Source organism: Streptomyces sp. NPDC101234 (assembly GCF_044767525.1).
GTDB lineage: Bacteria > Actinomycetota > Actinomycetes > Streptomycetales > Streptomycetaceae > Streptomyces > Streptomyces sasae.
The window spans coordinates 1-25,580 of sequence record NZ_JBIWOA010000071.1; the positions used below are offsets into that span (position 1 = coordinate 1).

A 25,580-nucleotide genomic window follows, 5' to 3' on the forward strand; every position below is an offset into this window, starting at 1 on the left:
CACCACCGGCGCGACCACGCCCGAGCACGACCTCTTCGCCGGCCTGCGCTGATCCGCCCGCCCATCAGGGGCCCGAGAAGGCTTGTACGACTGCGTCACCTGGCTCACGAGGCACTTCTCAGGGGTCGCAGGGCGGCGGCGCCGGCCCGCACCATCGCGGAGACCGGCGCCTCTGCCCATCGCACGAGGTCACGCGGCAGGCCGGTGTCGAACTCGATGGTCACCCGCACGTATCGGGTGTGCAGCTGGGTGACTTTGACGGGACGCGGCAGGACGGCGTCCGGCCCCCGCTGCAATGCGGCCCGGTAGGTGTCCTTGCGCTGATTCATTTCCTGTCCTGTCGCCTGATGACTTCATCTGCGAGGTCCATGTACGCCGAGCCTTTGGCCACCACCGGACTTCCGAACGACTGGGCGTACAGGTCGAGCCGCGGAATGTGGGTGGACAGCACGTCGAAGCCCCGCTCGGTGAGAGCTTCGCGGGCGTCGGCGTCGGGACCGGTCCGCGTGGCGTCGGCCCGGTTCGTTCGGTTCAGCAGGACGGCGGCGCGGGCCGGCCGGACGCGCAAGGACTGCACGTCGCCCATCTCGCCGCCGATGGGCGCCATGCGATCCAGCTCGATGGGAGCCGGAGTCACCGGCACGATCCATTCGCCGGCGTATCTCATGATGCTGCGGGTGATGTGCGCGTGGTCCTCCATCTGCGGAGCGTCGAACACGACGGCCTGCCGGTCGCCCAGGAAGTCGTTCACGCGCCGGTGCACGTCGCCCACCGGCAGAGCGACCACAGGAAAGGGGAAGCCACCCGCCAATTCGCTCCAGCGCAGCGCGGAGGAAGCGGGGTCGCTGTCGACCAGCAGCGGTGGGACACCCGACTCGTGAAGAGCGTGGGCCAACCAGACTGCGCTGGTCGTCTTTCCCACCCCGGGCTTCAGGTTCACAAAGGCGTAACTCAGCGTCACACAGGTCAACGTAAGGTCGCGAGCGGCTGCTGACCGTCGACTCGGGGGCACACAGTGCCGTCGTTCACCCTGTGGAGCCGGTGAATCATTCGTATGGCCCTGTGACGCTCGCCTGCGAACCCGCGGCGATGAAGCGCCACGGAAGAAAGTCGACGCAACGAGGACCCCGACCATCAGGTCGAGGCCTCGTCATGGCCGAGCAGGTGAGCGAGAGCCCTCGCACCTACCGTCTGGCGACGCCGGAGGGCAACGCATTGCCGACCGGCCATGGCGAACCGGGCTGGTTCCCACGGGGGTTGGGAACCAGCCCGGCTGCTGTGCGAGTCTCCCACACCGAGCAGGCGGCAACGGGAGGGCACGGGTTTCGGTTTTGTGTTGCGAGCGCATCCTGCATTGGACGGAGTTCTCCTTGAGGACTGCTCACTCAGACGTCTTGGCCGGTCCGGCGCCCTCCCACCCGTCCCGGCCGCCACCACGCCACCGCCGTGCCGACTGCGCGGTCGTCCTTGCTGTGGTGGTAGGCGCCCCGGCCCTTGGCCATCCGCGTCGGCAGGATCGCGCCGACGAGTACGTTGAGCGCCGGGATCGACAAGATGGCTGCTCGGTCGAACTCCCAGGTAAGCGTGTCTGGCGCTGGTCCCGTTCTCCTGAAGTGTGCCACCGCGGGACGATCTCGCCGACTCGGGAACGGGGCTCGAACCCACCAACAGCGGATTCCGCTTCCAACGCGCAGAGGCTCCGCCCCGGCGCGGAGGTCTGTCGCAAGCCGGCCGCGCCCAACGCTCGTACGGCGAAGGCCGGGTGGTCGCTTCCCGCGCCAGGCAAGGCAGGGGCTCGCGCCTGTTCGCAAGGCTCTGTTCGGGACGCTCGGCGGCGGGTTGTAGGTGACGGAACGCGAGAGGGACCACCGGTAGTCGTACGCGGCGGCTGCCACGTCCGACAGCGGGCCGGAGTCGGTTGCCGTCTTCGACGACGACTCCCCCGATGACGGCGACGCCCTTACCGATGCACCAGGCCCCGTCCATCTTCGGCATCACCCGGTCGTACGACCCGTCGGCGGCTGCGAGTTCGTAGCTGTCGAATGTGCGTGCCATCGACACCTTCCCGGCCATGAGCTTCAGGCGGAACGGCGGGCGTGAGGTCGCGGTCCGGTCGCCCCGCCGGTCACTCCACACCGGAGCTTCCCCGACGGCGAGCCGCAGGTACCCCTGGCGCAGCCGGGTGATGCTCCCGCCCTTGCCGACAGAGCGCGTTACCGCCCCGCCGATGTTCTTCGTGAACCCCACGACCCGCAGCACCTGGCCGTTCTCGAAGTCCTCGATGTCCTGCGCGGACGTACGGCGCCGGATCCGTGCCCAGCGCGCAACAGCACGGTCTGCGTACCCGCGGCACGCCGTGCGGCGAGGGTCTCCTGTCCCATCGGTTCCTCTCTACTTGCGTCCGCTCTCACCGAAGTACTCGGCCGCCTCCCGCAGCGCGGCATCCAGCCCGGGCAACCCCGCAGAGAGCCACCACTGACGCTCTGCGCTCTCGCATTCACGCCAGACCCGCATGTAGGCCTCCTCGAGCTCCAGCACCCGTTCGGTGATCTGGATGTACTCCTCCGAGGAAAGCTCCCGGTTCCCGGTCGTGAATAGCCAGTGGTTCATTTCCTCACGGGCAAGCCAGAGTCTCGCCGACTCGGCGAAGGTGCAGACCGCCGACCTTCTTACTGACGATTATCTCCGCAAGGATCTTATTCGGGTTTTCTTCTTCGGGCACCGGAATTCGCTCCAGCATTCGCTTCGTCCTGACCATTCCGTTGGCACCCGCCGGAATATCGACGCCGCCGGCCCGTAGGATGTCGACAAAGTAGGTCACGCAGTTGTTGTAGATTCCATCGTACGGACCCAGGTCCGCGTCGATGGAATCCTTCGACGCGGTGACGGACTCGGCCCCCTCAGTGACCGCGGCCGCACCGGCGGTGGCGATTCCCACCTCGCCCGCGATGACCGCCCCGCCCTTGCTCGCCACCCCGACAGCGGCTCCGGTGACTGCTGCTCCGAGGCCTCCCAATTCGGCGCCCGCGGCGAAGCCCTCGGCCCTGGCCGCCAGTACAGCACCGCAGGCGCCCGCCGTGGCGGCCACGCAGGCAACCACTCCGACTGCCGCCGCTGCCGCCACCAATGCTGTGGCGGGTTCCGCCTCCGTCGCCGTCACTCGTGGTGGACGGGGCTGTACATCCGGTGGAAGGGCAACCTCCGTCGCCACCGGGGTCCAACACTTTCATGAGGCCCGTCGGGTCACTGCCGGTGATGGGGTCGTCCAGGAGCCCGAACTCGGCTGGGTGCCAAGGGCATTGCCGAACGGGGCGAGGCGCCGCCGAGTCAGCGTCTGCGTCGTCGCGTCCACCGCGGTCTCGGCGGTGTCGTGGGCGTCCGCGACCTGCCGTTGGAGGCCTCCCTTGCTCGTGCGCACCGCGATGGTCTGACCGGACCAGGTGTACTAGCGCGTGCCAGTGGCCGTCGTCGCGCCCTTGGCGATGTGCAGTTCGGTGTCGCACAGGTAGAGGGTGGTTCCGGAGCCGTCGCGGGAGAGCAGCCGATTACCGTCGACGTCGTAGAGAAGCGGCGCGAGGAGCCCACCGCCGTCATCCTGGACTCGCAGACGGTACGGGGCTCGGTGAACGTGCCGAAGGACACCACTGTGCTGGATCCGGGCAAGAAGAGCCCGGGCCGCCCGAAGCGCCTGCTCAGTCACGCCATCCTCACCGAACCCGAGCCCGGCCTGTTCACCCTCACCCCGCCGGCACTGACCACCCGGAGGCCGACCCAAGCTGAAATGAGACGAAGAACCGCAGAATACCCACTGAAAGGTTGAGGATCATGCGTAAGCAAGGTCAACGTCACTCACACGTAGTTGGGCGCGGTCCTGGCGTCATCACGCCGGATGGTTGTGCAGTGGAGTTGTGGGCCACCCTGCCGCCTGGCGATATACCGGTGATCATCGGGCCCGCACTCCCGGCGAATGCCCGAATTCTAGATCTTGGAGCGGGTGCCGGTCGCTTAACGCATCCGCTCACCGCTGCCGGACATCATGTGACGGCAGTCGACGAGTCGGCAGAAATGCTGTCCCGCATTCATCAGGCCGAGACAATATGCTCAACAATTGAGAGCCTGCGCCTCGATCGCAAATTCGACGTTGTGCTACTTGCATCGCACTTGGTCAACGTGCCTGATACCACGGAGCGCAATGGCCTCCTTACCACCTGCCGTCACCACGTTGCCGAGGACGGCGTGGTGCTCATACAACGTTTCACGCGAAGCTGGGTACAAGAGGCCAGCGGACCTAGATATTTGGGTGCGGGCATCAAAAGCGAGACAAGGGTGGAATCGAAGAACTCTGCAGGGTGCGACTTAGTGTCAGTAGTCGCCAGATATTCCATCGGAGATCAACACTGGGAGCAGGAATACATAACGCGCCTACTAGACGATAGCGATTTGAGCATAGACTTGAACCGGGCCCGGCTGCAGCTCGATCGCTGGCTCAGTGAAGATGGGAGATGGGTAGTCGCGAAACCTGAGCGCTCACCATCTCAGTAGGCGTTCTGCGATTCTTCGTCCTATTTCATCTTGAGTTGGTCTCCGGGGGCGTCGGTACCGGCGGGGTGAGGGCGAACAGGCCGGACTCGGGTTCGGTGCCGGTGCCGGTGCCGGTGCCAAGGGTGCGACAGAGCTCCCGGGCGCGCAGTCCGTCCCCGTTCTGCTCGAAGAGTGCCAGGATCTCGTGGTAACCGGGCGGCAGCGGCCCGGGCGGTGGGGTGCCGTCCTCGGTGGCCAGTTCCAGCACGGTCTCGCGGTCGGTCTCCAGCCGTTCCAAGGTGTGCTCGGCGACCGCGAGTTGCCCGGTGAGTTCGGTGATCTGCTCGCGCAGCCGTTCGACGGTCTCGCGCACCAGCCGCTGCCGGGCCTCGATCTTGTCCAGGAGCACTCTTACCGCCCACTCCCGCTCGCCTGGGATGCACCGCGCCAGGTCGGGGGGGGCGCTGCGGGTGAGGCGGCGAAGCATGACGTCACTCATGGACCAGTGGATCACCGCCACAGAGCCGGCCGACCGCCTCTCGTAGTCCTGCGCGAGTCTGCGATGCAGCAGGAGAGCGCCGAACGTCTGCTCCACCACGCATCTCTTCGGTGCCGGTGTGCACCCCCTTGCCCCGGGATCACGTTGCACGATCTCCACGTCGATGCCGAGGCGGGCGCCGTGCTCGACCACGGTCTGTTTGAACGGGGCATCCGCCCAGCCCTTGGTCACCGTGGGTGCGGTAGCGGCGACGTTGTCCAGCAGGGCGATGCCGATCGCGTCGTCGTGGCCACTCGCGGCGACCACGACCACAGCGATGATCAGGCCAAGGACGTCGGTAGCGATGCCCCCTTGCGGCCCGGGCTCTTCCTGCCCGGATCCAGCACAGTGGTGTCCTTCGGCACGTTCACCGAGGCCCGTACCGTCTGCGAGTCCAGGATGACGGCGGTGGGCTCCTCGCGCCGCTTGCGTATTTCCCGGGTCTGCCAGCGCAGCAGCTCGTGGACGGTCTCGGCGGTGTCGTCGTCGCGCCACTCGGCGAAGTCGTAGTACACCGCGCTCTTGGGCGACAGGTAGCGCCACAGGCAGCCGGTACGAGCCTGGTACAGGATCGCGTTGACGATCTCCCGCATCTCGTACTGGCCCGCATGCCCGCTGACCGAGGGGTGACGGAGGTGACGGAGCCGTCCCCGATGCTGTTACCGACCGCGGAACTGCCCCGCACGCAGATCATCGAACGCACCCGCCATCGCTGCGAGGACATCCACCGCCTGCTGGAGAAACGCTGGACCCTCAGCGCCATCGCCCGCCGGCTGAGCCATGACCCAAAGACCGTCCGCCGCTTCCGCGACACCGGCCCCGACGAACTGCCGGCCTCCGCCCACGAGCGCCGGCCGGCGTTCTGGAGCCGTGCAAGGCGTACCTCAACGGCTGCTGATCGGCCTGGGCAACCGCGGCCGCCCAGGCCGGCTACCGCGTCCCCTACACCACCGCCGCAGCCCTGGTGAACGATCTGGTGGAGGCTGTCGACGACAGGCAGTTCGGCAAGACCATCGCCCGCTATGGCTTCGTTCACTTCAAGCAGCAGCGTTTGTCCAACGGTTTGGGTGGCGTGGGCGGTCGGCGGGGCCGTCGATGTTCACGAGAAAAGACGTCGGATCCCGTCCTTGAACCCGCTGGGCGAAGCCGTGCAGGTTGTGGCTCGTTGGAGGGCATGGAAGAGAAGCAGGACGGGGCCGGGCGGATGGGTTGATCGGTCCGTGAGTCTTGATCGCTACCGATCCTGCTGATTGGCTGGCCTACATGACTGAGTTAGGACCCGTCGCCTGGCCACCTGCCCCGATCAAGACCGAGAGGCTCGTGCTCCGTGAGCCCGAGGCCCGCGACCGTGCCGCGGTCATCGAACTGTTCACCTCGCCCGAGGTGGGCACCTACATCGGTGGCCCTCGACAGCGTGACGAGTTCGAGCGTGCGGTGCCCGAGACGCCCAAGCGGCGCCCTGGCCTCTTTGTGGTCGATCTCGACGGGGCGATGATCGGGATCGTCACCCTCGACCGGCGTGACCCGGAGCATCCGGTCCACGTCCGCCCCGGGGCCTCGGAGGCGGAGCTCGGCTACATGTTCCTGCCGCAGGCATGGGGACACGGATATGCCGCTGAGGCGTGCGCGGCGGCACTCGGCTGGTGCGCGGGAGCGCTGCCCGGCGAGCCGGTGGTGCTCACCACCCAGACTGCCAACGAACGCTCGATGCGCCTCGCGGCGAAGCTGGGGTTCACCGAGGTGCAACGGTATGAGGATTGGGGCGCCGAGCAGTGGTTCGGCATGTGGTCCCCGGTCGCACCGTCCGGCTGAGGTCGTGCTCGGCAGTGTCCGCACTCAGGTTCTGGTCCAACTTCTGTGGAACGGTGACGCTCGGTGTTACTGAAGGCCGCCGTACATGGTGATGTGACCACGGTCCGACATCGGTGTCGGTGAGACGATCGATAATGCCGGTCATGGCAGATCGCTGTCCGGTCCTGCGGATCATCACCTCGCCCGATACAAGACGTTCAGGCCGGTGCGGAGGAGATTCTTCTGGGACAGCTTCGGCTCTGGGATCGCAGCCGCCCTGGTCGGAGACCCGGACACGGTCCGCGATCACTTTGAATGAGTCCTTCGGGAGGACGCGCTGACCCCGCGGATGGTCGAAGCCCAGGAGATGGCGAGTGCGCTGCACGCGATCGCAGCAGGTTCTTGGCTGGGCATCGAGCAGCCGGTCCGTAGCCGCTGGCCGCGGATCGGCTGTGTTGTCAGTGGCTCGGGATGCATCTGAACCAATACGCCAGTCGGCAAGGCGCCGCGGGCTCACGCCGTGAAGGTTGTCCATGTCCGGATCGGCACCGGCATTGACCAGCAGCGACAGCACCGCGCCATCACCTCGATACGTGAACACCGCCTGCCACAAAGGCGAATTGCCCTGTTCGTCGGGGGCATCCACTCCCGCACCCGCCGCCAGGAGAGAGCCGACAGCCTCGGCATCCTGCTCATCCGCCGCGAAGTGCAGCGGCGTCCACCCCCGGCGGCTCTCACGACCCGCGCCCTGAACCTCACCTGTCATGCCCGCCATCATCACGACAGCTTGACGAAGGACATAGGGGCCCCCGCGTTCCGAAATGCCCGATCGAGGGTCGTCTTTGCGGCTCGCCAAGCATTCAGGAGACCCGGGCAAGCCTCGAGACCCCTCTGTACGACAGGATTCTGTCTTGCAGAGGGCCACCCCTGAGTGCAGGCCAGGGTCGAGGACGCGTAGTCGTAACCCCTTTCCGAGGCTTGGGTTCTGACGCGCATTCACGTGCTTCCCAGCGTCACCATCAACGTCGCGGTGCCTTCCGCCCCGGACCCCGGTGTCGTACGCGCCCAGCCCTGGTCCGACTCAGTGCTGCTCCAGCGCCGGCCGTCGAACGTCACGGTTGTGGCGTGCCACGTGGTGGCGTGGCAGACCAGCCACAGGGCGAGGGACCAGCCGGTGGCCGCCTGGCCGGTCGCGATCGCGTAGTTGACGCCATCGCCGCCCGTCGCGAATGCGGCGGCCGGCACCCGGCCGAACTCCCGCCGGACGGCTGCCGCGACAGTGTCTCCGTCTTCGCGTGCGGCGTCCGCCGTACCGTTCTGTCCGGCGGAGGCTGTCGGTTGAGCCGCCCTCACCGTGCAGCTCAGCGCCGGGCCTGCCCGTCCCGTCAGCACGTCGGCCAGGGTCGCGGCCATGGCCTGGTGCTGTGCGTAGGCTTCCGGGTAGCCGCTGTGCTGGACCTGCTGCGCGGCTTCGGTGACTGGCAGGTTCAGGTAGTCCGGGACCTTGACGAGCGCATCGAAGAACCTGCCCACCGCATGGACGGGGTCGCCGATCTGCGCCGGGGTGCCCCAGCCCTGGGACGGACGCTGCTGGAACAGGCCGAGGGAATCCCGGTCACCGTAAGAGAGATTGCGGAGTTTCGACTCCTGGATGGCGGTCGCCAGGGCAATGGTGACGGCCCGTTCCGGCAGACCCCGCGCATGGGCCACGGCGGCGATGGTCGCGGCGTGGGACGCCTGGTCCAGGTCGAGCGTGACGGTCGTACCGTCCGAGCCGCGTGCCGTGCACTCGTCGGGAGTCACCGACCGGATGAAGCGCACGGCGAGATAGCTCACGAGCGCGAGGACCACGCCCAGGCCGATCACCACCGGCCACGCCTTGCGGCGCGCCCGCCTGCGTGCCCCCACGTCGACCCTCCTCTTACCTGCACTCGGCTAAAGTTCATTTGCATTGTTGCGCAACCATATAACTCTCACGGCTGTCTCCCTGAACGGGTTGCACAGCGGTGCACTCGAACGAGGATCGAGGGGGACGGCATGACTCGTCGGCATGGGCCGGCAGAACCGGCCGCAGGGCCAAGCCGGTCGGGGCGCATGAGCGACCGGGGGCTGGAGCTGGTCCTACTGCTCGGCGCCATCCTCATCTGCTGCTACGGCTATGCCGAGACGGCCCTCGCCCTCACCGGGAAGCTGCCGTCCGGCATGGCGACGACATGCGCGGGCGCGGCCGCACTGCCCCTGGTGTGCCACGTCGCCGTACGCCGGTTCGCGCGGTACGCCGATCCACTGATTCTGCCGCTGGCCACGTTGCTCAGCGGTCTGGGGCTCGTCCTGATCCACCGTCTCGACATCGCGTACCAGACCCTCTACCGCCACGCGACGGCTGCGGCGCCCGGGCAGTTGATGTGGTGCGGCATCGCGGTGGCGGTGTTCGCCGGGGCGATGGTGCTGCTGAAGGACCACCGCAGGCTGCAGCGCTATCCGTATGTCACGATCGCCGTGGGCATGGTCCTGTTGATGGCGCCGGCGTTCTACCCGGGTGACGTCTACGGCGCCAAGCGGTGGATCTTCATCGGGCCGCTGTCCTTCCAGCCCGGCGAGTTCGTGAAGATCGTCATCGTGGTGTTCTTCGCCGGGTACCTGACGATGCGCAGGGACGCCCTCGCGCTCGCCGGACGGCGCCTGATGGGCATGTATCTGCCGCGCGGGCGGCAGATGGGGCCGGTCGCGGCGGTGTGGATCCTGAGCTTGCTCGTCCTGATCTTCGAGCGGGACCTCGGCACCTCGCTGATCTTCTTCGGCCTGTTCGTGATCATGCTGTACATCGCCACCGAGCGGACCAGTTGGGTGGTGTTCGGCGTCGTCATGTTCTCCATCGGCGCCTTCGTCGTCGGCTCTTTCGAACCACACGTCCACGGCCGTGTCGTCGCCTGGCTGCACCCCATGGACATCTTTCTGCCGCCCGACAAACGCCCGCCGGGGCTGGTCTCGGACCAGGCCGCCCAGGCCCTGTTCAGCTTCGGCTCGGGAGGCATCACCGGCACCGGCCTCGGCGAGGGCCATCCGGAACTCATCGGCTTCGCCGGACGCAGCGACTTCATCCTCACCACGGTCGGCGAGGAACTCGGCCTGGTCGGGGTGACGCTCGTCATCCTGCTCTACGCGCTGCTCGCCGAGCGCGGGCTGCGGACGGCGCTGGCCGTCACCGACCCGTTCGGCAAGCTGCTCGCCGCCGGCCTGTCCACGGCGGTCATGCTGCAGGTCTTCGTCGTGTGCGGCGGCGTCACCGGGCTGATCCCGCTCACCGGCAAGGCACTGCCGTTCCTCGCCCAGGGCGGTTCGTCCATGGTCGCCAACTGGCTGCTGGTCGCCGTCCTGATCAAGGTCAGCGACACGGCGCGCCGGCCTCCGCCGGTCCCGGCCGCCCATGTCAGTGCCGCCGAGACCCAATTCGTACGGCTATGAGCCCGTCATCCTTTGCCGCGAAGGGACGAACCCGCCGATGCCCTTCGCCGTGAGCCCCTGGACCTGTTCGCGCTGGGAATCCGGAAATCCGCGCGTTCTCCGAGGCCGCCAAGGAAGAGGTCCGCACCGAACCGGGCCCGGAGTTCAGGAATCCGGAACCGGCGGACCTGCATCCGACGGCGTTCGTGCGCAAGGACCCCCTCGACGGTGACGGCGACGGCACGGTCACTTCGCCGACCCCATCCACCAAGTCAGCGCGGGAGCGACGCACCGGACAGGGGCTCCGCTGGGGATCCGCACGGAACAGGGCGGCCGGATCAGTGCGGTCCAGGACAGCGGTCCAGGACAGCCGTCAGGTCCAAGCGGCCGGGTCGCCCTGAAGAACCCGGATCCCCGCCCAGGTGTCCTGGCCGGCCTGCTGGACCTGTTCTGTGTACTCGATGCCGAGCTCACGGGCAGCCTCAACAGCCCGCTGCTCCCGCTCGCCTGCCGTGAGCTCGCGGGCGGCGAACTCTGCCAACAGCTGCGTGATCGTGGTGACATACGCTCGTCAGCGAGAACACGCGGCCGATCACGCACTTCCGCACTGGCTTGATGCCGGTCGGCTTGCTCATACGCCGGCTCCACCGCCGGTAGAACGTGGGCATGGTCGACCAACACCCGCTCGGTTGACCGACGTCGCCCGTCGGCTCCGCTGCACCCACGGTCTAAGGTCATCCGGTGACGAGCAGCAGCACGACGCGTTCCCCTGACCTCGACGGCATACGCCCGACGGCGCCCTCCCACGGTCGGCAGGACCGACTGCGCCGCTTACGACACCCCGCTCCCCCGCACACCGACGTCCGAGAACGCCTCGTCCCGCCCTTCCCGGAGCCCGGCACCCACCTGTGGCGGCTCCTGGGCCTCGGCCGGGCCCAGGCACAGCGGCTCGCGCGGGCCATGGCGTGGCTGGGCCCGCTGCTCGTCGCCGCCATGGCCGGCGGCATCCGTTTCTGGCGCCTGGGGCAGCCCCGGGCCCTCGTCTTCGACGAGACGTACTACGCCAAGGACGCCTGGGCACTGCTGCACCTCGGCTACGAAGGCACCTGGCCGGACCGCAAGATCACCGACCCGCAGATCCTGGCGCACCCTCAGGTGATCCCGCTCTCCGACACCGGTTCCTTCGTGGCGCATCCGCCGACGGGCAAGTGGGTGATCTCCGTCGGCGAGTGGCTGTTCGGCCTTGACCCTGTCGGCTGGCGCTTCATGACGGCGCTCCTCGGCACGCTGTCGGTGCTGATGCTGTGCCGTGTGGGCCGTCGGCTGTTCCGTTCGACGTTCCTGGGCTGTCTGGCCGGAGCGCTGATGGCGGTGGACGGGCTGCACGTGGTGATGAGCCGCACCGCCCTGCTGGACCTGATGGTCATGTTCTTCGCGCTGGCCGCGTTCGGCTGTCTGCTGGTCGACCGGGACCGGGCCAGGGCCAGGCTCGCGGGCGCCCTGCCGACCGCCTCGGACGGCCGGGTCCGTCCGGATACGGACACCGGTGACCGCACCGCCCTGGGCCCACGCCCCTGGCGGCTCGCAGCCGGCGTCCTGCTCGGTCTCGCGGCCTCGACGAAGTGGAACGGCCTGTACATCCTGGCCTTCTTCGTGGTCCTGACGCTGTTGTGGGACGTCGGCTCTCGTCGTGTCACCGGCGCCCGCCACCCGTACCGGGCCGTACTGCGCAGGGACCTGGGCCCGTCGGTCCTCTCCCTCGTCCCGACGGCCCTGCTGACGTACCTGCTGACGTGGACCGGCTGGTTCCTGTCCGACGACGGCTGGGGCCGCCACTGGGCGGACGGCCGCGGCGGCACCTGGTCGTGGATACCGGCCCCGCTGCGCAGCCTGTGGCACTACGAATACCTCGTGTACCAGTTCAACGTGGGCCTGCACACCCCGCACAAGTACCAGTCGAACCCGTGGAGTTGGCTGGTCCTCGGCCGCCCCGTGCTGTTCGCCTACGACTCCGCGCAGCCCGGCCGGGACGGCTGCGGCACCGCATCCGACTGCACCAGGACCGTCCTCGCCCTGGGCACCCCGTTCCTGTGGTGGTCGGCATGCTGCGCCCTGCTCTACCTGCTCTTCCGCTGGGCCTGGCGCCGTGACTGGCGGGCGGGCGCGATCCTGTGCGCGGTGGCCGCCGGGTATCTCCCCTGGTTCCTCTACCAGGACCGCACCGTCTTCTCCTTCTACGCCGTCGTCTTCGTACCGTATCTGTGCCTGGCCGTGGCGATGATGATCGGAGCGCTGGTGGGCCCACCGGACGCGTCCCGCCATCGCCGCATCCGCGGCACTGTGGCCGCCGGCGCCCTCGTCCTCCTCATCGCGTGGAACTTCATCTACTTCTGGCCGCTGTACACAGGGACGACGATCCCCATCGATTCCTGGCGGTCGCGGATGTGGCTCGACACCTGGGTCTAGGGGATGCACACGCCGTGAGGGTGCGGCAGTCTGCCGCACCCTCAGGGTCGTTGCCGGTCGTCAGCGGTTGTCGTGGGTCGCCGGCGGACGGCTGTCCGACAAGTCACCTCGGCCTCCACCGCGATCCTGATGCTCCTCAAGTCGCCGGGCCACGAAGCGCTTCGCGGTGTGCCGCTGCTCGCATGACGCGTTCAGATCGGTTCGCAGCATCTGGTCGAACAACAGCTTGCACGGCTCCAGGTGCGTCGGCCGGGGCAGTTTCTTGCACGGTCGGCACCAGACCGCCTCCAGCGCGTTCTGCACGGTGGGGTGGCCGGGAAGGTCCGCTATGGCGATCTTCGTTCCGCGGTCTCGCGGGTGCGCGGCTTCCGTGACCGGCGAGAGTCCGACCGCTGGGTGGCGCCTTCCGCTCCCGGGCCGGGCTGTATGCCTTCCACTGCCTGCCGGGCATCGAGGGCGCCCACGAGAACGGCGAGGTGGAAACCGAGGCGACCGCGCTGGAACAGGCCTGCGCCGCAGGGAAGTTCACCCTGTCCACGATGTCTGATGGGCCACCGGGCGGAACTGTGGCTTCCACCACGGCAGATGTGGTCTTGTTCTGGTGAGATCGCCGGATGCTCGGTTTCCTCCTCCGTCTCCTGCCGTTCTGGGTGCGCGAGCCCCTGCTCATCGCGGTCGGGTCCATTCTCGGCGTACGGATCATGTATCTCGCCGTCCGCGATCACGATCGGGTCGCTGCCGGTCTGGGCGTGGTGTTCCTCGTGTTCACAGCAATACGCGTACACACAGTGGTCCGAGCCCTGCGCGCACGCCGCAACCTTGGCCCGGCAACCTCCTCGGACGGCGCAGCGGTCGGTGCTGCTCCCCAGGCCCCGCCCCAAGCCCCGCCCCAGGCCCAGGCCGGAACCGGGCCGCGTCCCGGCCCGGACCATCCGGAGAAGGACCACAACGCGTGGGGCCAGGCCGTCGCGGCCGTGGCCGTGTTCGGGGCACTCGGCGCCGCGTTGTGGTTGGCCCCGCACGTAATGCCGTCCGCCGACAGCACCCCGCAATCCGCCTCGTGTTCGGGCGCGGAACACGAGGAGCTGCCGAAGGCCTACAAGCAGACGCCCCGGCCTGTGACCGGTGAAGAGCTGTGCAAGGCGCTCAACCGGCCGGACTTGGCCGCGCTCCTTGGAACGCCTGGAGAGACCGCGACCACTGCTTCCGGCACCAGCAACACCGCTCCTCTGACGAATGGGAAGGTCGCCCGGCCGGAGGCCGAGGTCGCGTTCGACACGTACACCGTGAATGTCTCGGCGACTTACAACGAGCTCTCGACCGACCAGTACGTGAAGCTGATGAAGTTCGGGGATGAGCAGGACATCAAGATGCTCACGGTTCTCGGTCGGCCCGCGGTCTTCTCCTCGGATCACACCATGAAGTTCGAGATCAATCTCGGGAGTGGAGGGTCCGGCGGACCCGTCGAACAAGGTCCTTTGGCCCGGACGCTGTCCGTGGCCCTGGACCGTGATGACCGGGGCGGCTACTGCGAGATCACCGTGTGGAGCACCTCCGGAACCCTCCCTGACGACAGCGCCCTTCTCGACATCGCTCAGAAGGTTCTCCCGAGGATCCCCGAACGGACTGTCCGATGAGACGCCGAGAACACTTCGGCGAACAGATTGGACCCGTCGCGCCTTCGGCGACGGGATCAGCCTTGTGACGGGCTGCGTGCCCCGATCTCGTTGGCGCGGCGCCCGGCCGACGGCCGACGGGCAGTGCCAGGAGCTGTCCGGGCGATCATGTGACCGCTCCATGTCTGGGTCGTTGTTGCGGGCGGGAGGCGCGGTGTTCTGACGGATGCAGGGTGGGAACGGCTGCTGGGGTCCCTGCCGGAGGACATTGCGGCCGATGGCGCGATCATCGGCAGGTGATCGACGGAATCCTGCAGCAGGGCCCAATGGTGGGATCTGGGGTGGTGCAACGGCCCGTGCCGCGAGTACCTGCGGCCTCGAGGGTATCCGGCACCCGGTCCGGAGAAGACCGATCGTTCACAGGCAGGGTGGAATTGGCGCCTCTGTAGCCGCTGAGCAAACAGGCAAGGCGGCCATTCCCCGGCTGGCTCTGTCAGATGATCGGCCGGACAAGGCTTCGTCGAAGAACACGGCGAGCGTGGAGGCCGAGCCCGGCGCCGAGTTGCTGTGCCAGGTCCTGACCGAGCGCGAGGAGGAGAATTGGGTCGCCGTAGCCTCCAACGAGTCGTATTCGGCGGGTCGACGAAGACTTGCACCGACTCCCACCGGCTTGCCGGCATCTGAGCATGGTGAAGCCCCGGCCAAGGCCGACTGATCCAGCTGCCAGCCCGTCGGTCCTGCCGGCCCGGCGGCGGAATCGATGACATCACAGCCCGGCATTCAGCAGTGAATACATGAACATGTCCCGGCTTCCTCCCCCGGCCTGTTGCCAACCCCGCAGCGGTCCCCCGGGGAACCGCAGATCCCGCATAACCCAGCCGACCACTGCGTCGACGACAGCCACAACGACTCCGACCGCGCGCCGACCTCACAACCCATTCGCCCAACGACACATGGCCCGGCATCAGCGGCGCGTTCCGTCAATGCCACGCCTTCCATGTCTTCGCTTGGGGCGGGCAGGCATTCGTGGCCGAACGGCTCGGGCTTGTGACGTCGGCACTGTGTTGTCTCGGGGCTCTGGGCGGCCAGCCAGTCCAAGGCCACGCCTACGACATGTGTGCACCGGAGTCACGCCCAGGCCTCCGGGCCTCCCGATCGTACGACGGACCGGAATCAAGCCGCCCGCAAGGTAAGTTGACGCGCCGCTCGGCCCGTTCGGTCGACCACCACGCGCAGTAGGCGACCTACGGTGTCGGCAGGCCCGTACGTTCGGCTTTCTCCAGCCAGTCGGTATACCAGCGAGCGAACCTCACCGGCGTGCCGTCGTCGTCGAGGAGCGGGGCGAGGTCGACGTCGTCCACCCGGCAGTCGGACCAGATCGTGCCGCGGTGGCTGCCGCTGATGATGAGCCACTCTCTTTGGGCGCAGCCCAAGTGGGAGATGACGATCGCACCGGCCGTACGCCCCGGGGCGAACATGACGGTCTCCCATCGCTCGTCCCACGCCTCGATAGCGGCATCGAAGTCCTCGGTGTCAACGAAATCCTCTTCCTCGGGGCACTGGGCAAGAAGATCGTTGAGCAGTTCCGGGTCCGGACCCTGGTCAGGAAACGGCTCGTGAAGTCTAGACGGGTCAACCAGGTCCGCGCCGTCGCCCTCCCAGCGCCAACGGCCCTGCACGCGCCGGACCGGGAACAGACCGTACGCGGGACCGGCGCCGCCCGCGCCGACATGGAGCAGGAAGTCCCGGTACTCCTCCGGAAGCCGTACGCCTATCTGAGCCTCGAGTTCCGCAAGCTCGCCGTGGGCCAGCGGGTCCTCCAGGACCCACTGGTGCCCCAATGCCCCGAAGACCTTGCTGCCCGCAGGCCCTGCACCGGTCGCCTCCACCCGCTGACGTACGTCCACCCACCACTGATCCGTCATACGCAGACCGTACGTGCCGCTACCGACATCCGGGGTCCTGCCTCTGTGGAACAGTCCCCCGCCCTCGCCCCTCGGCACCTCACGCAAACCAGCTCAAGCCCCCGGTCCATGGCGGGCAGGAGCCATGCGGAGCTGCGAATTCTGTCGTCACCCGGCATGGCTGGCCGGCCGTCAGGCCAGCCCGGTGGCCACCGTCCATGCCGACGAGACGGACCGATGTACCGAACGTGGCCCGCGCGTTCTTGTCACCGCCGGTGTCCCCCGCATCGACGGCTCGGGCTCCCTCACCGGTCAGACCGTTTGGACCGCCCAGTAGGAGCAGCATCTGTTCCGGGCCCTTCTTCGCGTACTCCTTGCCCCGGGGTGAGCCGGCCACCATGTCCGCGGAAGCGCCGCCGTTCACGTGACCGGTGTCGAGGACGAAAAGGGGCGCAGGGCGCGATGGACGAAGTATGTATCGACCGTCGGCGGCTGCGGACGACGTTCATCGCGCAGCGGGGTCAGCGGCGCTGGTCCCTGCGGGCGACGGTCGATCCGAACCACTCGCCTGAGGTCGAGGGTGGTCACTACCTGTCGGCCACGGCCCCGGCGCAGATGGCGCTGGTCGAGGAGATCGCCCGGGACCTGCCTTCTTCGCGCGGCAGTTCCGCCAGATGCCGCGCGAGTTGTTCGCCGTGCGCCTGCGACATCAAGACGCTCGCCCGCGAGGCGGGCATCTCCCGCGCGTCTCTCTATCGGACCTGGGGCCACCTCAGGGACGAGTTCGAGAAGCGGCGGGCAGTCGTCTGGGCGGCCCGTCAGCAGCCCGACCCGCGCGAGGCCCGCATCGCCCGGCTGCGTGAGCTCAACCAGCGGCTCACCGGCAAACTCGCCCGCACTCACACCGAACTCACGCAGCTCAAGGAGCGCCACCGGCGCCTGCTGTCGGTTCTGGCGGCCAAGGACGGCGAGCTACAGCGCCTCCGCCGCGAGCTGGAGACGTTCAGCCGAACGTCCCCTGCGCCCGTCTCGGAACCGCGGCAGGGGTGGAGACAGGGAGCGCAGACTTGAGTCTCCTGCAGGGGGAGACAGGAAGGTGAGCTCATGGACGGCGGCATCCTCTACTCGATCGGCGAACTGGCCCGGCGCACCGGGCTGACGGTCAAGACCATCCGGTTCTATTCCGACCGGGGCATCGTCGAGCCTGTCGGCCGCACCCAAGCCGGCTACCGGCTGTACGCCCCGGACACCGTCGCTCGCCTTGCCCTCGTGCGAACACTGCGAGAACTGGGACTCGGCCTCCCCATGATCCGGCAGGTCGTGGACCAGGAACTCACACTCAGCGAAGTCGCCGCGGAACACGCTGCCGCACTTGACGCGCAGATCAGCATCCTGCGTCTGCGACGGGTGGTTCTGACCGCCGCCGCCAAACGCGAACCCACCCCCGAGGAAATGGAACTCATGCACCAGCTGGCCACACTGTCCCAAGCCGAACGCCGAGGCCTGATCGACGACTTCCTCAACAGCGTCTTCGAAGGTCCCCACCGCGGCTCTTACCACGCCGCGGCTCGGCGTTCCATGACGCCCGAGCTCCCCGACAGCCCCACAGACGAACAGATCAGAGCATGGGTGGAGCTGGCTGAACTGTCTCTGGACCCGGATTTCCGCGCCAGTGTGCGGCGCCTGGCCGAAGACCACGCGGCCGCCCTGCCCGACGACGCCCCCACGCCACCTCGCCCAGACATGATCGCCATTGTCCGAGATCTCGCTGGGCCAGCCGTGGCGCGCGGCATCAGCCCCGACTCGCCCCAGGCCGGTCCTGTCGTCGCGGCGCTCACCGCCCACTGCGCGATCGCCCACGGCCGCCCTGATGACGCCGAGCTGCACCGGTGGCTGCTGCACCGCCTGAAAGCCGCGAGCGATCCGCGCAGGGACCAGTACTTCCGGCTGCTCGCGCTGATCAACGGCTGGCCGACACCGGAACGCCTCACCCCGGTGATCGACTGGTCCGTCACAGCCCTGCGGATACGGGCAGCCCAATGAGCGCTTCAGTGAAGATCCGAGTGGACCTCGGTCAGTCGATGCCTTCGACGATGCGGAAGTCGCGCTCGACGCCGTCGGAGAGGGCGACCAGCGCCTCCTGGTAGGCCGCACTCTCGCGCGCCGCGACGGCCTGTTCGAAGCTGTCGAACTCGATCAGGACGGTGCGCTCGGCGATTCCGGCGTCATGCGCCATGACCCGACCGCCACGGACGAGGACCCGACCGCCCCCGGCCTCGACGGCCAGGCGGGCCAGCTTGTTGTAAGCAGCCAGCTTCTCAGGGTCTGAAATGGTGCGGTAGACGCTGACCCAGTAGCCCTTGGGCATGGAACCTCCAGTGTCGGGATGAGTGCATCTGACTTACGGGTTGGTCTCGGGCGGGTGTCGGCGGGCGAGAGCGAGGCTTGTCAGCGTCGTGACCACCATGGCGCCGATGCCGACCAGCGCCGCGGTGGTGTAGGCGCTGTCGTCGGGGAAGAGGTGGCCGGGGCCGGTGCCCGCGGCGAGGATCAGGCCGCCGATGGCGCTGCCCAGGGAATACCCGACGCTGCGGACGACGTAGTTGAAGCTCATGGCGCTCGACGTCTCGCTCTTGGGGGTGACGGCCAGGATGACGCCGGGCATCGCGGCCGAGAAGCCGCCGACGCCGAAGCCGAGCACGCCCATCGCCGCGAACAGTTCGGCCAGGTCCGACCGGGCCGCCGCGAACAGGGCGAACCCGCCGCCGACCACGACGGCGCTGCCGGCCAGGAGCAGGGGGTCGGCGATCCGCGTCCGGACCCGCGGCGTGAGCTTGCCGGCGACGAACCCCAGCACCGAGAACGGGATGAGGACCAGCCCGGCGACGAAGGTCGTCAGCCCGAAGCCGTAGCCGGCGCCGTGCGGCGTCTGCGCATACCGGGTGATGAGCGTGAGCAGGAGGTACATGCCGATCCCGCCGACGAACATGGCGAGGTTCGCCCCGGCGACCGCCGGGTGCCGCACCGCCCGCACATCGATCAGGGGCGTCGTGCTGCGCAGCTCGATGACGGCCCAGACGCAGAGCAGCACCACCGTGACGACGGCGAGGCCCGCCGCCACGGCGAGGTGCCGGCTCCACAGATTCCGTTCGCCGGCGAGGAACAGCACCAGGAGCAGCGCAGCGGCCAGGACGACCGCGCCGGCCACATCCACGTGGGCGGAACGGCCTTCGGGGGCTTCGGGCATGGAGCGCCACGCGGTCAGGAGGGCGGCGGCGGTGACGACCAGGCCGAGGCCGTAGGCGGCCCGTACCCCGCCGAGCTCGGCGAGCAGTGCGGCCAGCGGGTAGCCGACGCCGGCCCCGATGATCGAGACCACCGAGATCAGGGCGATCACGGCCGCGCTGCGCTCCTCGGGGAGGTGGTCCCGGGCCACGCCCATCATCAGCGCCGTCAGCCCGAGCCCGACGCCCTGGGCCGCCCTGCCGGCCAGCAGCCACGCGAACGGCAGCGGCAGCACGGTGAACGCGCTGCCGGCGACGACGACCGCCAGCGTGGCGAGGATCGTGGCCCGCCGGTGCGGGCCGGCCCCGAGCCGGCCCAGGACCGGCGTGGCGACGGCGCCGCTGAGCAGCGCGACGGTCAGCGTCCACTGCGCGCTGCCGAGCGAGACGTGGAACGAGGTCGCCACGCTGGTGATGAGCGGCGTCCCGAGGCTGGCGACCGCCGCCACGACCAGAGCGATGAACATCAGGGCGGGGACCAGCAGCCGCGCCTCGGAACGCGCCACCGGGAACGCCTTCACCGCGGCCCCGCCGACCGGCTGCCCGGTCACTGCTTCGGCCCTTCGCGGTCCTGGCTTTCGAGCTCTGCCAGATGCCTCAGCGCCGGAAGTGCCGCCACCAGCGCCTCGACCTCCTCGCCGGTGAGCTCGCCGATCAACCGCTCGAACGCGTGGACGCCCGCCTGGTGCCGCGTCCGGACATAGGAGGCGCCGGCCTCGGTCAGGCACACCAGCGTGACCCGCTTGTCGGACGCGTCGCCCCGCCGCTCGACCAGGCCGGACTCCTCCATCACCCGGACCAGGGCGGTCATCGCGGGCTGGGTGACGCCCTCGACCGCGGCCAGATCGGTGATGCGCCGCGGGCCGGTCCGGTCCAGGGTGGCCAGGGTGGCGGCGGACGTCAGGCTCATGTCCCGGGGCAGGCGTCTCGCGGCCCTGGTGGCCAGGCCGTAGAGGGCTGCCCCGATGGCGGCGGACGCGCCAGGAGCTGTGTCTTGACGACTCATGCTCGAAGCATAGCATTTTTATATTCATAGTTTATGTAAATGGAAATGGCCGACCGGCGCCGACTCTACGGACTGCGCTCGGGGGCCGAGGGCAGCATCGAGGAGTTCGTGGACGGCCACCGCCGACGCCGGTGCCGCTACCGCGGCCTCGCGAAGGCGCACGTCCAGCACGTCCTGACCGCACTCGCGATCAACGTCGAGCGGCTGAGCCTTCAAAAACCCACCGACGCCCCCTACCGGCCGCGCCCGCCCACGGCGTTCCAGCAGTACCTCGACAAACGAGGACTACCCCTACCTCTGCGGTGGAGGCAGGGCAAATGACCCCGAACCTCACAATTCCCGACAGAGTCACTCAGTGACGCAACAACCACACAGCCCCGCCCCGCAGTTGCACGCAGCGCTGAAAGCTGCTGCGGCCACATACTCCGGCCAATGGACTGGGAGGTGGGCGCCGCCGCACCAGTACGACCCACTCGGGGGCTGTCGCCCCGTCGGCTGCGCAGCTGGAGCGTACTCGCCGGCAGGCCGAGCGGGCTCAGCAGGAGGCGGAACGGGATGCGGCGATTGCCCAGTTGAACGAGCTGCGGCGGCAGACGACCAGTGTCCACCTGCAGTCCTTCACGCCGGCCCGCCCGCCGGTGGTACCGGGGCCTCAACAGCTGAGCGTGGCCTGGGCCCTGGCAGAGGCCCAGACCCATCACTCGGCAGGGCTGGGGATCTTCGCCCGCGCCGAGCGGGCCGCGGCCAAGCGCAGGGCCGAGGAAGACGCCCCGGCGTACCTCGCCGCCGAGGAGGCGCGCCTGCACGCTGTCCACAGCGAGTTGACCGCCGAGGCCGGTCACTGGTGGCAGGCCTTGGTCGCCAACGACGAGGAGACCGTTTGCGAAGCGGTCAACTACGCGTTCTCCGACAACCCTGCCGCGGGCTGCGCGGTGGGAGTCGACGGGGACCTGCGGCGCCCTCACTCACGTAAGTCTGTATATGGACTGCGTCACCGGGGCCGCCTGGACCTTCCAGCCGCCTGCCGACCCCGACGTCCGCGCCGTGGCCATCGCCGAGCTCTACCGACACACCACCAACGGCCGGCAAGTCTGGAAACTCCGCGCCGTCGGCCAAGGGTGGGCCGACGGCCTCGACGGACTCGCCCGAGCCCATGGCGTCAACGTCACATAGCCAGCCAGCGGCTCGACACGCGAGTTTCGGCTTCCGGGAGGACAGAGGCGGGGGTGTGAGAACCATCCCGGCCGACACTGAACACAGGAGCCGTCCCGGGCCGCCCATCGTGCTTCCATGAGCCCGCCCTCCAGAAGCAGTCCGCCCACACCAGGCGACAGTTCCTGCTCAGCCTGGTCTGGACCGTCCGGCCGCTGTCAGTGCCCTCTGTCAGGATTCCTCGATCAAAGCCATGACCGGGAGAGACTATGGGTACTTGGGACGTCGGCCCCTTCGACAACGACACCGCGGCGGACTTCTGCGGCGACCTCGATGAGGCAGCCGCAGGCGAACGCGAGGGCATCGTTCGCGCCACTTTCGTATGTGTGATCGACACCGCGGACTACCTCGAAGCGCCCGCGTCAGATGTAGCGGTGGCTGCGGCTGCCCTCGTCGCGGCGCAATGTCCCGGGGGTGAGCCTGCCGATCCCGTTTATGGGCCGAAAGAGCCCCTTCCCGATCTCACCGGCCTGCGCGATCTCGCTCTCCGGGCCCTCGACCGTGTCATGACCGAGCCGTCGGAGCTGCTGGAGCTGTGGGACGAGCCGGATGGCGCCCCCTGGCGAGCGAACGTGCGCCAGTTGCGGAACGTGCTCCTGCCACGGTCTACCGGAGCACAACTCAGCCTGATCTGACCTACCGCAACCGCTACTTGAGTCCTGCCTGAAAGGCCACCATGAGCTGGGACGTGCTCCTCCTCCGCCTGCCCGACGACGTCACCTCGCTGCACGGGCTTCCCGCCGACCGCGCTCCGGACCCGTTGGGCCGGAAGTACGACGTGCTGGCGGCTGTCGCCCAGGCCGTTCCCGAAGTTGATCTCTCTGACCCCACATGGGGCGACCTTTCCGGGCCCACCTGGTCCATCGAACTGAACATCGGCTCGAACGACCCGGTGGATTCGATCATGCTGCACGTCCGGGGCTCCGGCGACGACGTGCTCACGCCCGTCTTCCGTCTGGCCGAAGCCCTGCAATGCAAAGTCCTCGACTGCGCAGAAGGGGACCTGATCACGCCGGAGCAGACATTGGGCTGGCATGCCTTCCAGCAGTTCCGTGACCGCGTGATCGGAGGCGCTCAGTGATGCCTCCCGGCCGGATGATCACGTCCGATGAAAGCGATGGGGATTCCCAACCCCTGTGGCTCAGCGACGGGCCGGCCGCCCCCGGACTGTGGGCACGGATGCACGCCGAGCACGGCCGCTCCGGCCAGTGGCCCCTGCTGCTCGACGCGCTCGATCCACTGGACGCCGAATTCCGCCCCTGGGGATCGGGCGAGATCTACCCGGGGCAGATGTCCACCGCCGCGAACCACGACCCGGCCGGCCTTCTCGCGAAGTGGTGGGCGACGTACACCGCCTTCGACGAAGACGACGACATGCTCTCGGCCGAGCAGCGTCTCGCCGTCACCGCGCCCTTCGGGCAACGCTGGCCAGGGCGCGCGCCCGGCCGAGAGTCCGTGACGAGCGCCGGCCAACTGGCCGCCGACTACGCCCGGGTGTTCCTGGCCGGCCGACCCCAGTCCCGTCTGGGGCTGGTCACCGCAGCATCCGGCGCCGAAGCCCTCACAACCGTAGGCTGGTCCGGTCCCGCCAACTACGACAACGACACGGCGAAGTTCTCCGCGGTGGTCGGCGACTGGGAGAGCCGATTCGGCGCCCGTGTCGTCGCGGTCGGCTTCTCGACCCTGCACCTCAGCGTCACGGCCCCACCGGAGACTGAAGAGGACGCCCTCCTGGTCGCTGCCGAGCACTTCGCCTTCTGCCCCGACAACGTCTGGCAAGGCACAAGGCCGTACACACTGGCCGCATACGCAGAGCGGATCACCGGTGTCCACAACTGGGACTTCTGGTGGGACTGAGGCATACCCCACCCGGGAAACGATCTTCATGGGCTTCACGCGTGCCTGATCAGGGGCATGCGTGAACACCCTGTTTGTATGCCGCCGCCGTATGAGCCACGAGTGCGCCGACCGAGGTTCTGGGAAACAGAAACCCTACTGAAGCTCGACGCTGGTCGGTTGGAACGTCCACTCGCAGGCTGCGGGCCGGTTCGGCTGGACTGTCAACCGGTGAGGTGCACATGCGGATGTGGTGGGCTGTCCGGCATCCGGAAACGCAGCCGGAAGCACAGCCTTGGCCACGCCCGGGCACTCTCGGTCTCACGAACGATGCAGTCTGGGCGTGGGCAGTGGGCCGGCCCTTGCCAGCGGTCGGCCGCTGCGGAGCGGGTCCGGAATCGCGCGGACTTGATAGCGGGCGCCGGATGGCTGTCCAGTGTTCGTGTCAGGCGTGGCGGGCAAGCATAGGTTGGACGTGGGGTGGCTTGCGATGCTGGGCACGGGGGGCAGCATGACGAGCGGGCAGTACGAGGGAGACCATCTGGATTTCCGGGATGCCGCCTTCCACGGCCCCGTGTTCGCCAAAGTCGAACAGTATGCGCGCGAGCCGGCCCGGACGGCCCTGGCCGCTCTGCCCGCGCGGGTGACTGCGTTCACCGGGCGTATCGAAGAGTTGCGCTGTCTTCTGGACGTGCTGACGCCGTCCGGGGTGAGCGACGCAGGTCCGGCGGTGGCGTCGGTGGCGGTCTCCGGGCTCGGGGGCGTCGGAAAGACCACGCTGGCTGTGACGGCGGTTCATGAAGCCTGCAGCAAGGGCTGGTTCCCCGGCGGGGTACTCGTCATCGACCTGCACGGCCACGAGAACGATCCGACCACCGCCGGCCAGGCACTGGAGACGCTGCTGCGTGCCCTGGGCACGCCCGCGGACCAGATCCCCGTTTCTCTGGACGAACGCGGCGCGCTGTACCGTTCCGAGCTGGCCCGCAGAGCCGGGGAAGACGGCGCTGTGCTCGTCCTGGCCGACAACGCCTCCAGTGTCCAGCAGGTCCGTCCACTGCTGCCCGGCGACACACGCCACCGTCTGCTGGTCACTTCCCGGGAGGTGCTCCCGCAACTGGGAGGGCGTCTGCTTACTCTGAGAGCACTCACGCCGCAAGAGGCGGTCGTCCTTCTCGACAGAGCCCTGCACGCAGCCGACCCATCCGACGCGCGTATAGCGCAAGCCCCCGGGCCGGCAGCTCAACTAGCCTCCTGCTGTGGGTATTTGCCGCTGGCCTTGCAGATTGCCGCGGCACTTCTGATGATGGACGGCGGCAAACCCGTCCATGAGCTTGTCCGCGAACTCTCTGTGACGGGCAGACGTCTCGTGCATCTCGACGACGGTGAACGCAGCGTACGAGCGGCTTTCGATCTGTCGTACCGACGCCTGCCGTCCGAACAGGCATACCTGCTGCGCCTGCTGGCCCTCGCTCCCGGCCCTGAGGCCTCCACCGAGATGGTCATGGCGCTGTCCGGGACGGACACGGAACCGACGGGCGCTCTTGAGGGGCTGGTGCGACACCGTCTGCTGGAACGTGGCAAGGGGCGCGATCAGTGGCGGTTGCACGACCTGGTGCGCGTCTACGGGGCGGCCGTGGGCCCGGCGGATGAGGCGCGAGAAGTACGACGTCGGGTTCTGGAGTTCTACATCCGTGTCGGAGGAGAGGCGGCCGGCCGGCTGCAGTGGCGGTCCGGCGGGCAGAAACCGATCCGGTTCGCCGATACGGCACGGGCGCTGACATGGCTGGACCGTGAGTGCGACGGACTACTGAGCTTCTTCGAGTTGGCCACCGATCAGGTGATGGTCCGTGGAGCGCAACAAGCGAGGCCCCCGGGCTGTTGATCGAGATGTCTGACGTCTCAATCACGTTGCTCGGGGGCCTCGTTGGTCGTCTATCCTGCCGCACTCGACCTGCCGCATGC

Annotated in this window: 29 protein-coding genes and 1 pseudogene; 16 read left to right on the top strand and 14 right to left on the bottom strand. The window is 68.3% G+C overall.

The genetic code is table 11. The features are described 5' to 3' along the window. Positions 1-104: 104 nt before the first annotated feature. The 5 genes from ACIRR9_RS54015 to ACIRR9_RS54035 form a co-directional block, all read right to left on the bottom strand. The gene (locus tag ACIRR9_RS54015) at positions 105-329 is read right to left on the bottom strand and encodes a hypothetical protein (protein ID WP_365351966.1); all 225 of its coding nucleotides are present in this window, start codon (positions 327-329) and stop codon (positions 105-107) included. Next, on the bottom strand, positions 326-961 hold the full coding sequence (locus tag ACIRR9_RS54020; RefSeq protein WP_403768840.1) for an AAA family ATPase: 636 nt from the start codon (positions 959-961) through the stop codon (positions 326-328). Before ACIRR9_RS54020 ends, ACIRR9_RS54015 begins: the two co-directional genes overlap by 4 nt. A 424-nt stretch (positions 962-1,385) precedes the next feature. Beyond that, positions 1,386-1,553, bottom strand: a complete 168-nt coding sequence (locus ACIRR9_RS54025; RefSeq protein WP_403768843.1) for a hypothetical protein — start codon at positions 1,551-1,553, stop codon at positions 1,386-1,388. 838 nt (positions 1,554-2,391) lie between these two features. Next, the gene (locus tag ACIRR9_RS54030; RefSeq protein WP_403768846.1) at positions 2,392-2,610 is read right to left on the bottom strand and encodes a hypothetical protein; all 219 of its coding nucleotides are present in this window, start codon (positions 2,608-2,610) and stop codon (positions 2,392-2,394) included. A 4-nt stretch (positions 2,611-2,614) separates the two neighbouring features. Continuing rightward, entirely contained in the window at positions 2,615-3,088 is a 474-nt protein-coding gene (locus ACIRR9_RS54035) for a hypothetical protein (RefSeq protein ID WP_403768849.1), read from the bottom strand. Between the two features lie 396 nt (positions 3,089-3,484). Here ACIRR9_RS54035 and ACIRR9_RS54040 point away from each other — a divergent pair, with 396 nt between their 5' ends. Both ACIRR9_RS54040 and ACIRR9_RS54045 read left to right on the top strand, forming a co-directional pair. Next, the gene (locus tag ACIRR9_RS54040) at positions 3,485-3,820 is read left to right on the top strand and encodes a hypothetical protein (RefSeq protein WP_403768852.1); all 336 of its coding nucleotides are present in this window, start codon (positions 3,485-3,487) and stop codon (positions 3,818-3,820) included. Positions 3,821-3,825: 5 nt separating this feature from the next. Next, the gene (locus ACIRR9_RS54045) at positions 3,826-4,542 is read left to right on the top strand and encodes a class I SAM-dependent methyltransferase (protein ID WP_403768855.1); all 717 of its coding nucleotides are present in this window, start codon (positions 3,826-3,828) and stop codon (positions 4,540-4,542) included. Positions 4,543-4,567: 25 nt separating this feature from the next. On the opposite strand, the gene ACIRR9_RS54050 is transcribed toward ACIRR9_RS54045, so the two are convergent. Both ACIRR9_RS54050 and ACIRR9_RS54055 read right to left on the bottom strand, forming a co-directional pair. After that, the gene (locus ACIRR9_RS54050; RefSeq protein ID WP_403768858.1) at positions 4,568-5,326 is read right to left on the bottom strand and encodes a hypothetical protein; all 759 of its coding nucleotides are present in this window, start codon (positions 5,324-5,326) and stop codon (positions 4,568-4,570) included. Positions 5,327-5,340: 14 nt separating this feature from the next. Next, positions 5,341-5,652 (bottom strand): transposase, encoded by a 312-nt coding sequence (locus ACIRR9_RS54055; RefSeq protein WP_403768860.1) that lies wholly within the window; start codon positions 5,650-5,652, stop codon positions 5,341-5,343. A 371-nt stretch (positions 5,653-6,023) separates the two neighbouring features. Between ACIRR9_RS54055 and ACIRR9_RS54060 the strand changes: the two genes are divergently transcribed. Beyond that, the gene (locus tag ACIRR9_RS54060) at positions 6,024-6,272 is read left to right on the top strand and encodes a hypothetical protein (protein WP_403768863.1); all 249 of its coding nucleotides are present in this window, start codon (positions 6,024-6,026) and stop codon (positions 6,270-6,272) included. Between the two features lie 50 nt (positions 6,273-6,322). Continuing rightward, on the top strand, positions 6,323-6,871 hold the full coding sequence (locus tag ACIRR9_RS54065) for a GNAT family N-acetyltransferase (protein ID WP_403768866.1): 549 nt from the start codon (positions 6,323-6,325) through the stop codon (positions 6,869-6,871). On the opposite strand, the gene ACIRR9_RS54070 is transcribed toward ACIRR9_RS54065, so the two are convergent. Continuing rightward, positions 6,792-7,628 (bottom strand): ankyrin repeat domain-containing protein, encoded by an 837-nt coding sequence (locus ACIRR9_RS54070; protein ID WP_403768869.1) that lies wholly within the window; start codon positions 7,626-7,628, stop codon positions 6,792-6,794. The two genes, ACIRR9_RS54065 and ACIRR9_RS54070, sit on opposite strands and share 80 nt — an antisense overlap. 218 nt (positions 7,629-7,846) lie before the next feature. Beyond that, positions 7,847-8,758 carry a heavy metal transporter gene (locus ACIRR9_RS54075; RefSeq protein ID WP_403768872.1) on the bottom strand — a complete coding sequence of 304 codons (912 nt, stop codon included), beginning with the start codon at positions 8,756-8,758 and terminating at the stop codon, positions 7,847-7,849. Between the two features lie 186 nt (positions 8,759-8,944). Here ACIRR9_RS54075 and ACIRR9_RS54080 point away from each other — a divergent pair, with 186 nt between their 5' ends. Then, positions 8,945-10,315 (top strand): FtsW/RodA/SpoVE family cell cycle protein, encoded by a 1,371-nt coding sequence (locus tag ACIRR9_RS54080; RefSeq protein WP_403768875.1) that lies wholly within the window; start codon positions 8,945-8,947, stop codon positions 10,313-10,315. A 352-nt stretch (positions 10,316-10,667) separates the two neighbouring features. Here the strand turns inward: ACIRR9_RS54080 and ACIRR9_RS54085 are convergent, their stop codons facing one another. Further along, a complete protein-coding gene (locus ACIRR9_RS54085) occupies positions 10,668-10,835 on the bottom strand; it encodes a hypothetical protein (RefSeq protein WP_403768878.1) in 168 nt (55 codons plus the stop codon). A 200-nt stretch (positions 10,836-11,035) separates the two neighbouring features. Between ACIRR9_RS54085 and ACIRR9_RS54090 the strand changes: the two genes are divergently transcribed. The 3 genes and pseudogenes from ACIRR9_RS54090 to ACIRR9_RS54100 all read left to right on the top strand — a co-directional run. Beyond that, on the top strand, positions 11,036-12,760 hold the full coding sequence (locus ACIRR9_RS54090) for a dolichyl-phosphate-mannose--protein mannosyltransferase (protein ID WP_403768881.1): 1,725 nt from the start codon (positions 11,036-11,038) through the stop codon (positions 12,758-12,760). A 614-nt stretch (positions 12,761-13,374) separates the two neighbouring features. Next, positions 13,375-14,397, top strand: coding sequence for a DUF6215 domain-containing protein (locus ACIRR9_RS54095; protein WP_403768884.1), 1,023 nt, complete (start codon positions 13,375-13,377; stop codon positions 14,395-14,397). A 532-nt stretch (positions 14,398-14,929) separates the two neighbouring features. Beyond that, a pseudogene (locus ACIRR9_RS54100) lies at positions 14,930-15,057 on the top strand (AAA family ATPase); the annotation flags it as partial. Between the two features lie 563 nt (positions 15,058-15,620). Here the strand turns inward: ACIRR9_RS54100 and ACIRR9_RS54105 are convergent. Next, positions 15,621-16,301, bottom strand: coding sequence for an SMI1/KNR4 family protein (locus tag ACIRR9_RS54105; RefSeq protein WP_403768887.1), 681 nt, complete (start codon positions 16,299-16,301; stop codon positions 15,621-15,623). Positions 16,302-16,742: 441 nt separating this feature from the next. Here ACIRR9_RS54105 and ACIRR9_RS54110 point away from each other — a divergent pair, with 441 nt between their 5' ends. Then, entirely contained in the window at positions 16,743-17,351 is a 609-nt protein-coding gene (locus ACIRR9_RS54110) for a hypothetical protein (protein WP_403768889.1), read from the top strand. A 33-nt stretch (positions 17,352-17,384) separates the two neighbouring features. Continuing rightward, positions 17,385-18,323, top strand: a complete 939-nt coding sequence (locus tag ACIRR9_RS54115) for a MerR family transcriptional regulator (RefSeq protein WP_403768892.1) — start codon at positions 17,385-17,387, stop codon at positions 18,321-18,323. Positions 18,324-18,354: 31 nt separating this feature from the next. Here ACIRR9_RS54115 and ACIRR9_RS54120 read toward each other — a convergent pair whose 3' ends face one another. The 3 genes from ACIRR9_RS54120 to ACIRR9_RS54130 are packed head-to-tail and all read right to left on the bottom strand — an operon-like array spanning position 18,355 to position 20,474. After that, complete coding sequence (locus tag ACIRR9_RS54120; protein ID WP_403768895.1) at positions 18,355-18,648, bottom strand: DUF1330 domain-containing protein; 294 nt, start codon at positions 18,646-18,648, stop codon at positions 18,355-18,357. Positions 18,649-18,681: 33 nt separating this feature from the next. Next, positions 18,682-20,115, bottom strand: coding sequence for an MFS transporter (locus ACIRR9_RS54125; protein WP_403768898.1), 1,434 nt, complete (start codon positions 20,113-20,115; stop codon positions 18,682-18,684). Continuing rightward, positions 20,112-20,474 carry a MarR family winged helix-turn-helix transcriptional regulator gene (locus ACIRR9_RS54130; RefSeq protein WP_403768919.1) on the bottom strand — a complete coding sequence of 121 codons (363 nt, stop codon included), beginning with the start codon at positions 20,472-20,474 and terminating at the stop codon, positions 20,112-20,114. The genes ACIRR9_RS54125 and ACIRR9_RS54130 overlap by 4 nt, the downstream gene beginning before the upstream one ends. A 135-nt stretch (positions 20,475-20,609) precedes the next feature. Between ACIRR9_RS54130 and ACIRR9_RS54135 the strand changes: the two genes are divergently transcribed. The 6 genes from ACIRR9_RS54135 (at position 20,610) to ACIRR9_RS54160 (ending at position 25,500) form a co-directional block, all read left to right on the top strand. Further along, on the top strand, positions 20,610-20,891 hold the full coding sequence (locus ACIRR9_RS54135; RefSeq protein ID WP_403768901.1) for a transposase: 282 nt from the start codon (positions 20,610-20,612) through the stop codon (positions 20,889-20,891). Between the two features lie 660 nt (positions 20,892-21,551). Next, a complete protein-coding gene (locus ACIRR9_RS54140; protein ID WP_403768904.1) occupies positions 21,552-21,743 on the top strand; it encodes a TerD family protein in 192 nt (63 codons plus the stop codon). A gap of 248 nt (positions 21,744-21,991) precedes the next feature. Further along, positions 21,992-22,417, top strand: coding sequence for a DUF4259 domain-containing protein (locus tag ACIRR9_RS54145; protein ID WP_403768907.1), 426 nt, complete (start codon positions 21,992-21,994; stop codon positions 22,415-22,417). 41 nt (positions 22,418-22,458) lie between these two features. Continuing rightward, positions 22,459-22,863: a hypothetical protein gene (locus ACIRR9_RS54150; RefSeq protein ID WP_403768910.1), complete on the top strand. Its 405-nt coding sequence runs from the start codon at positions 22,459-22,461 to the stop codon at positions 22,861-22,863. 98 nt (positions 22,864-22,961) lie between these two features. Continuing rightward, positions 22,962-23,639, top strand: coding sequence for a DUF4253 domain-containing protein (locus tag ACIRR9_RS54155; protein WP_403768913.1), 678 nt, complete (start codon positions 22,962-22,964; stop codon positions 23,637-23,639). Between the two features lie 490 nt (positions 23,640-24,129). Further along, on the top strand, positions 24,130-25,500 hold the full coding sequence (locus ACIRR9_RS54160) for an NB-ARC domain-containing protein (protein ID WP_403768916.1): 1,371 nt from the start codon (positions 24,130-24,132) through the stop codon (positions 25,498-25,500). Positions 25,501-25,580 lie beyond the last annotated feature (80 nt).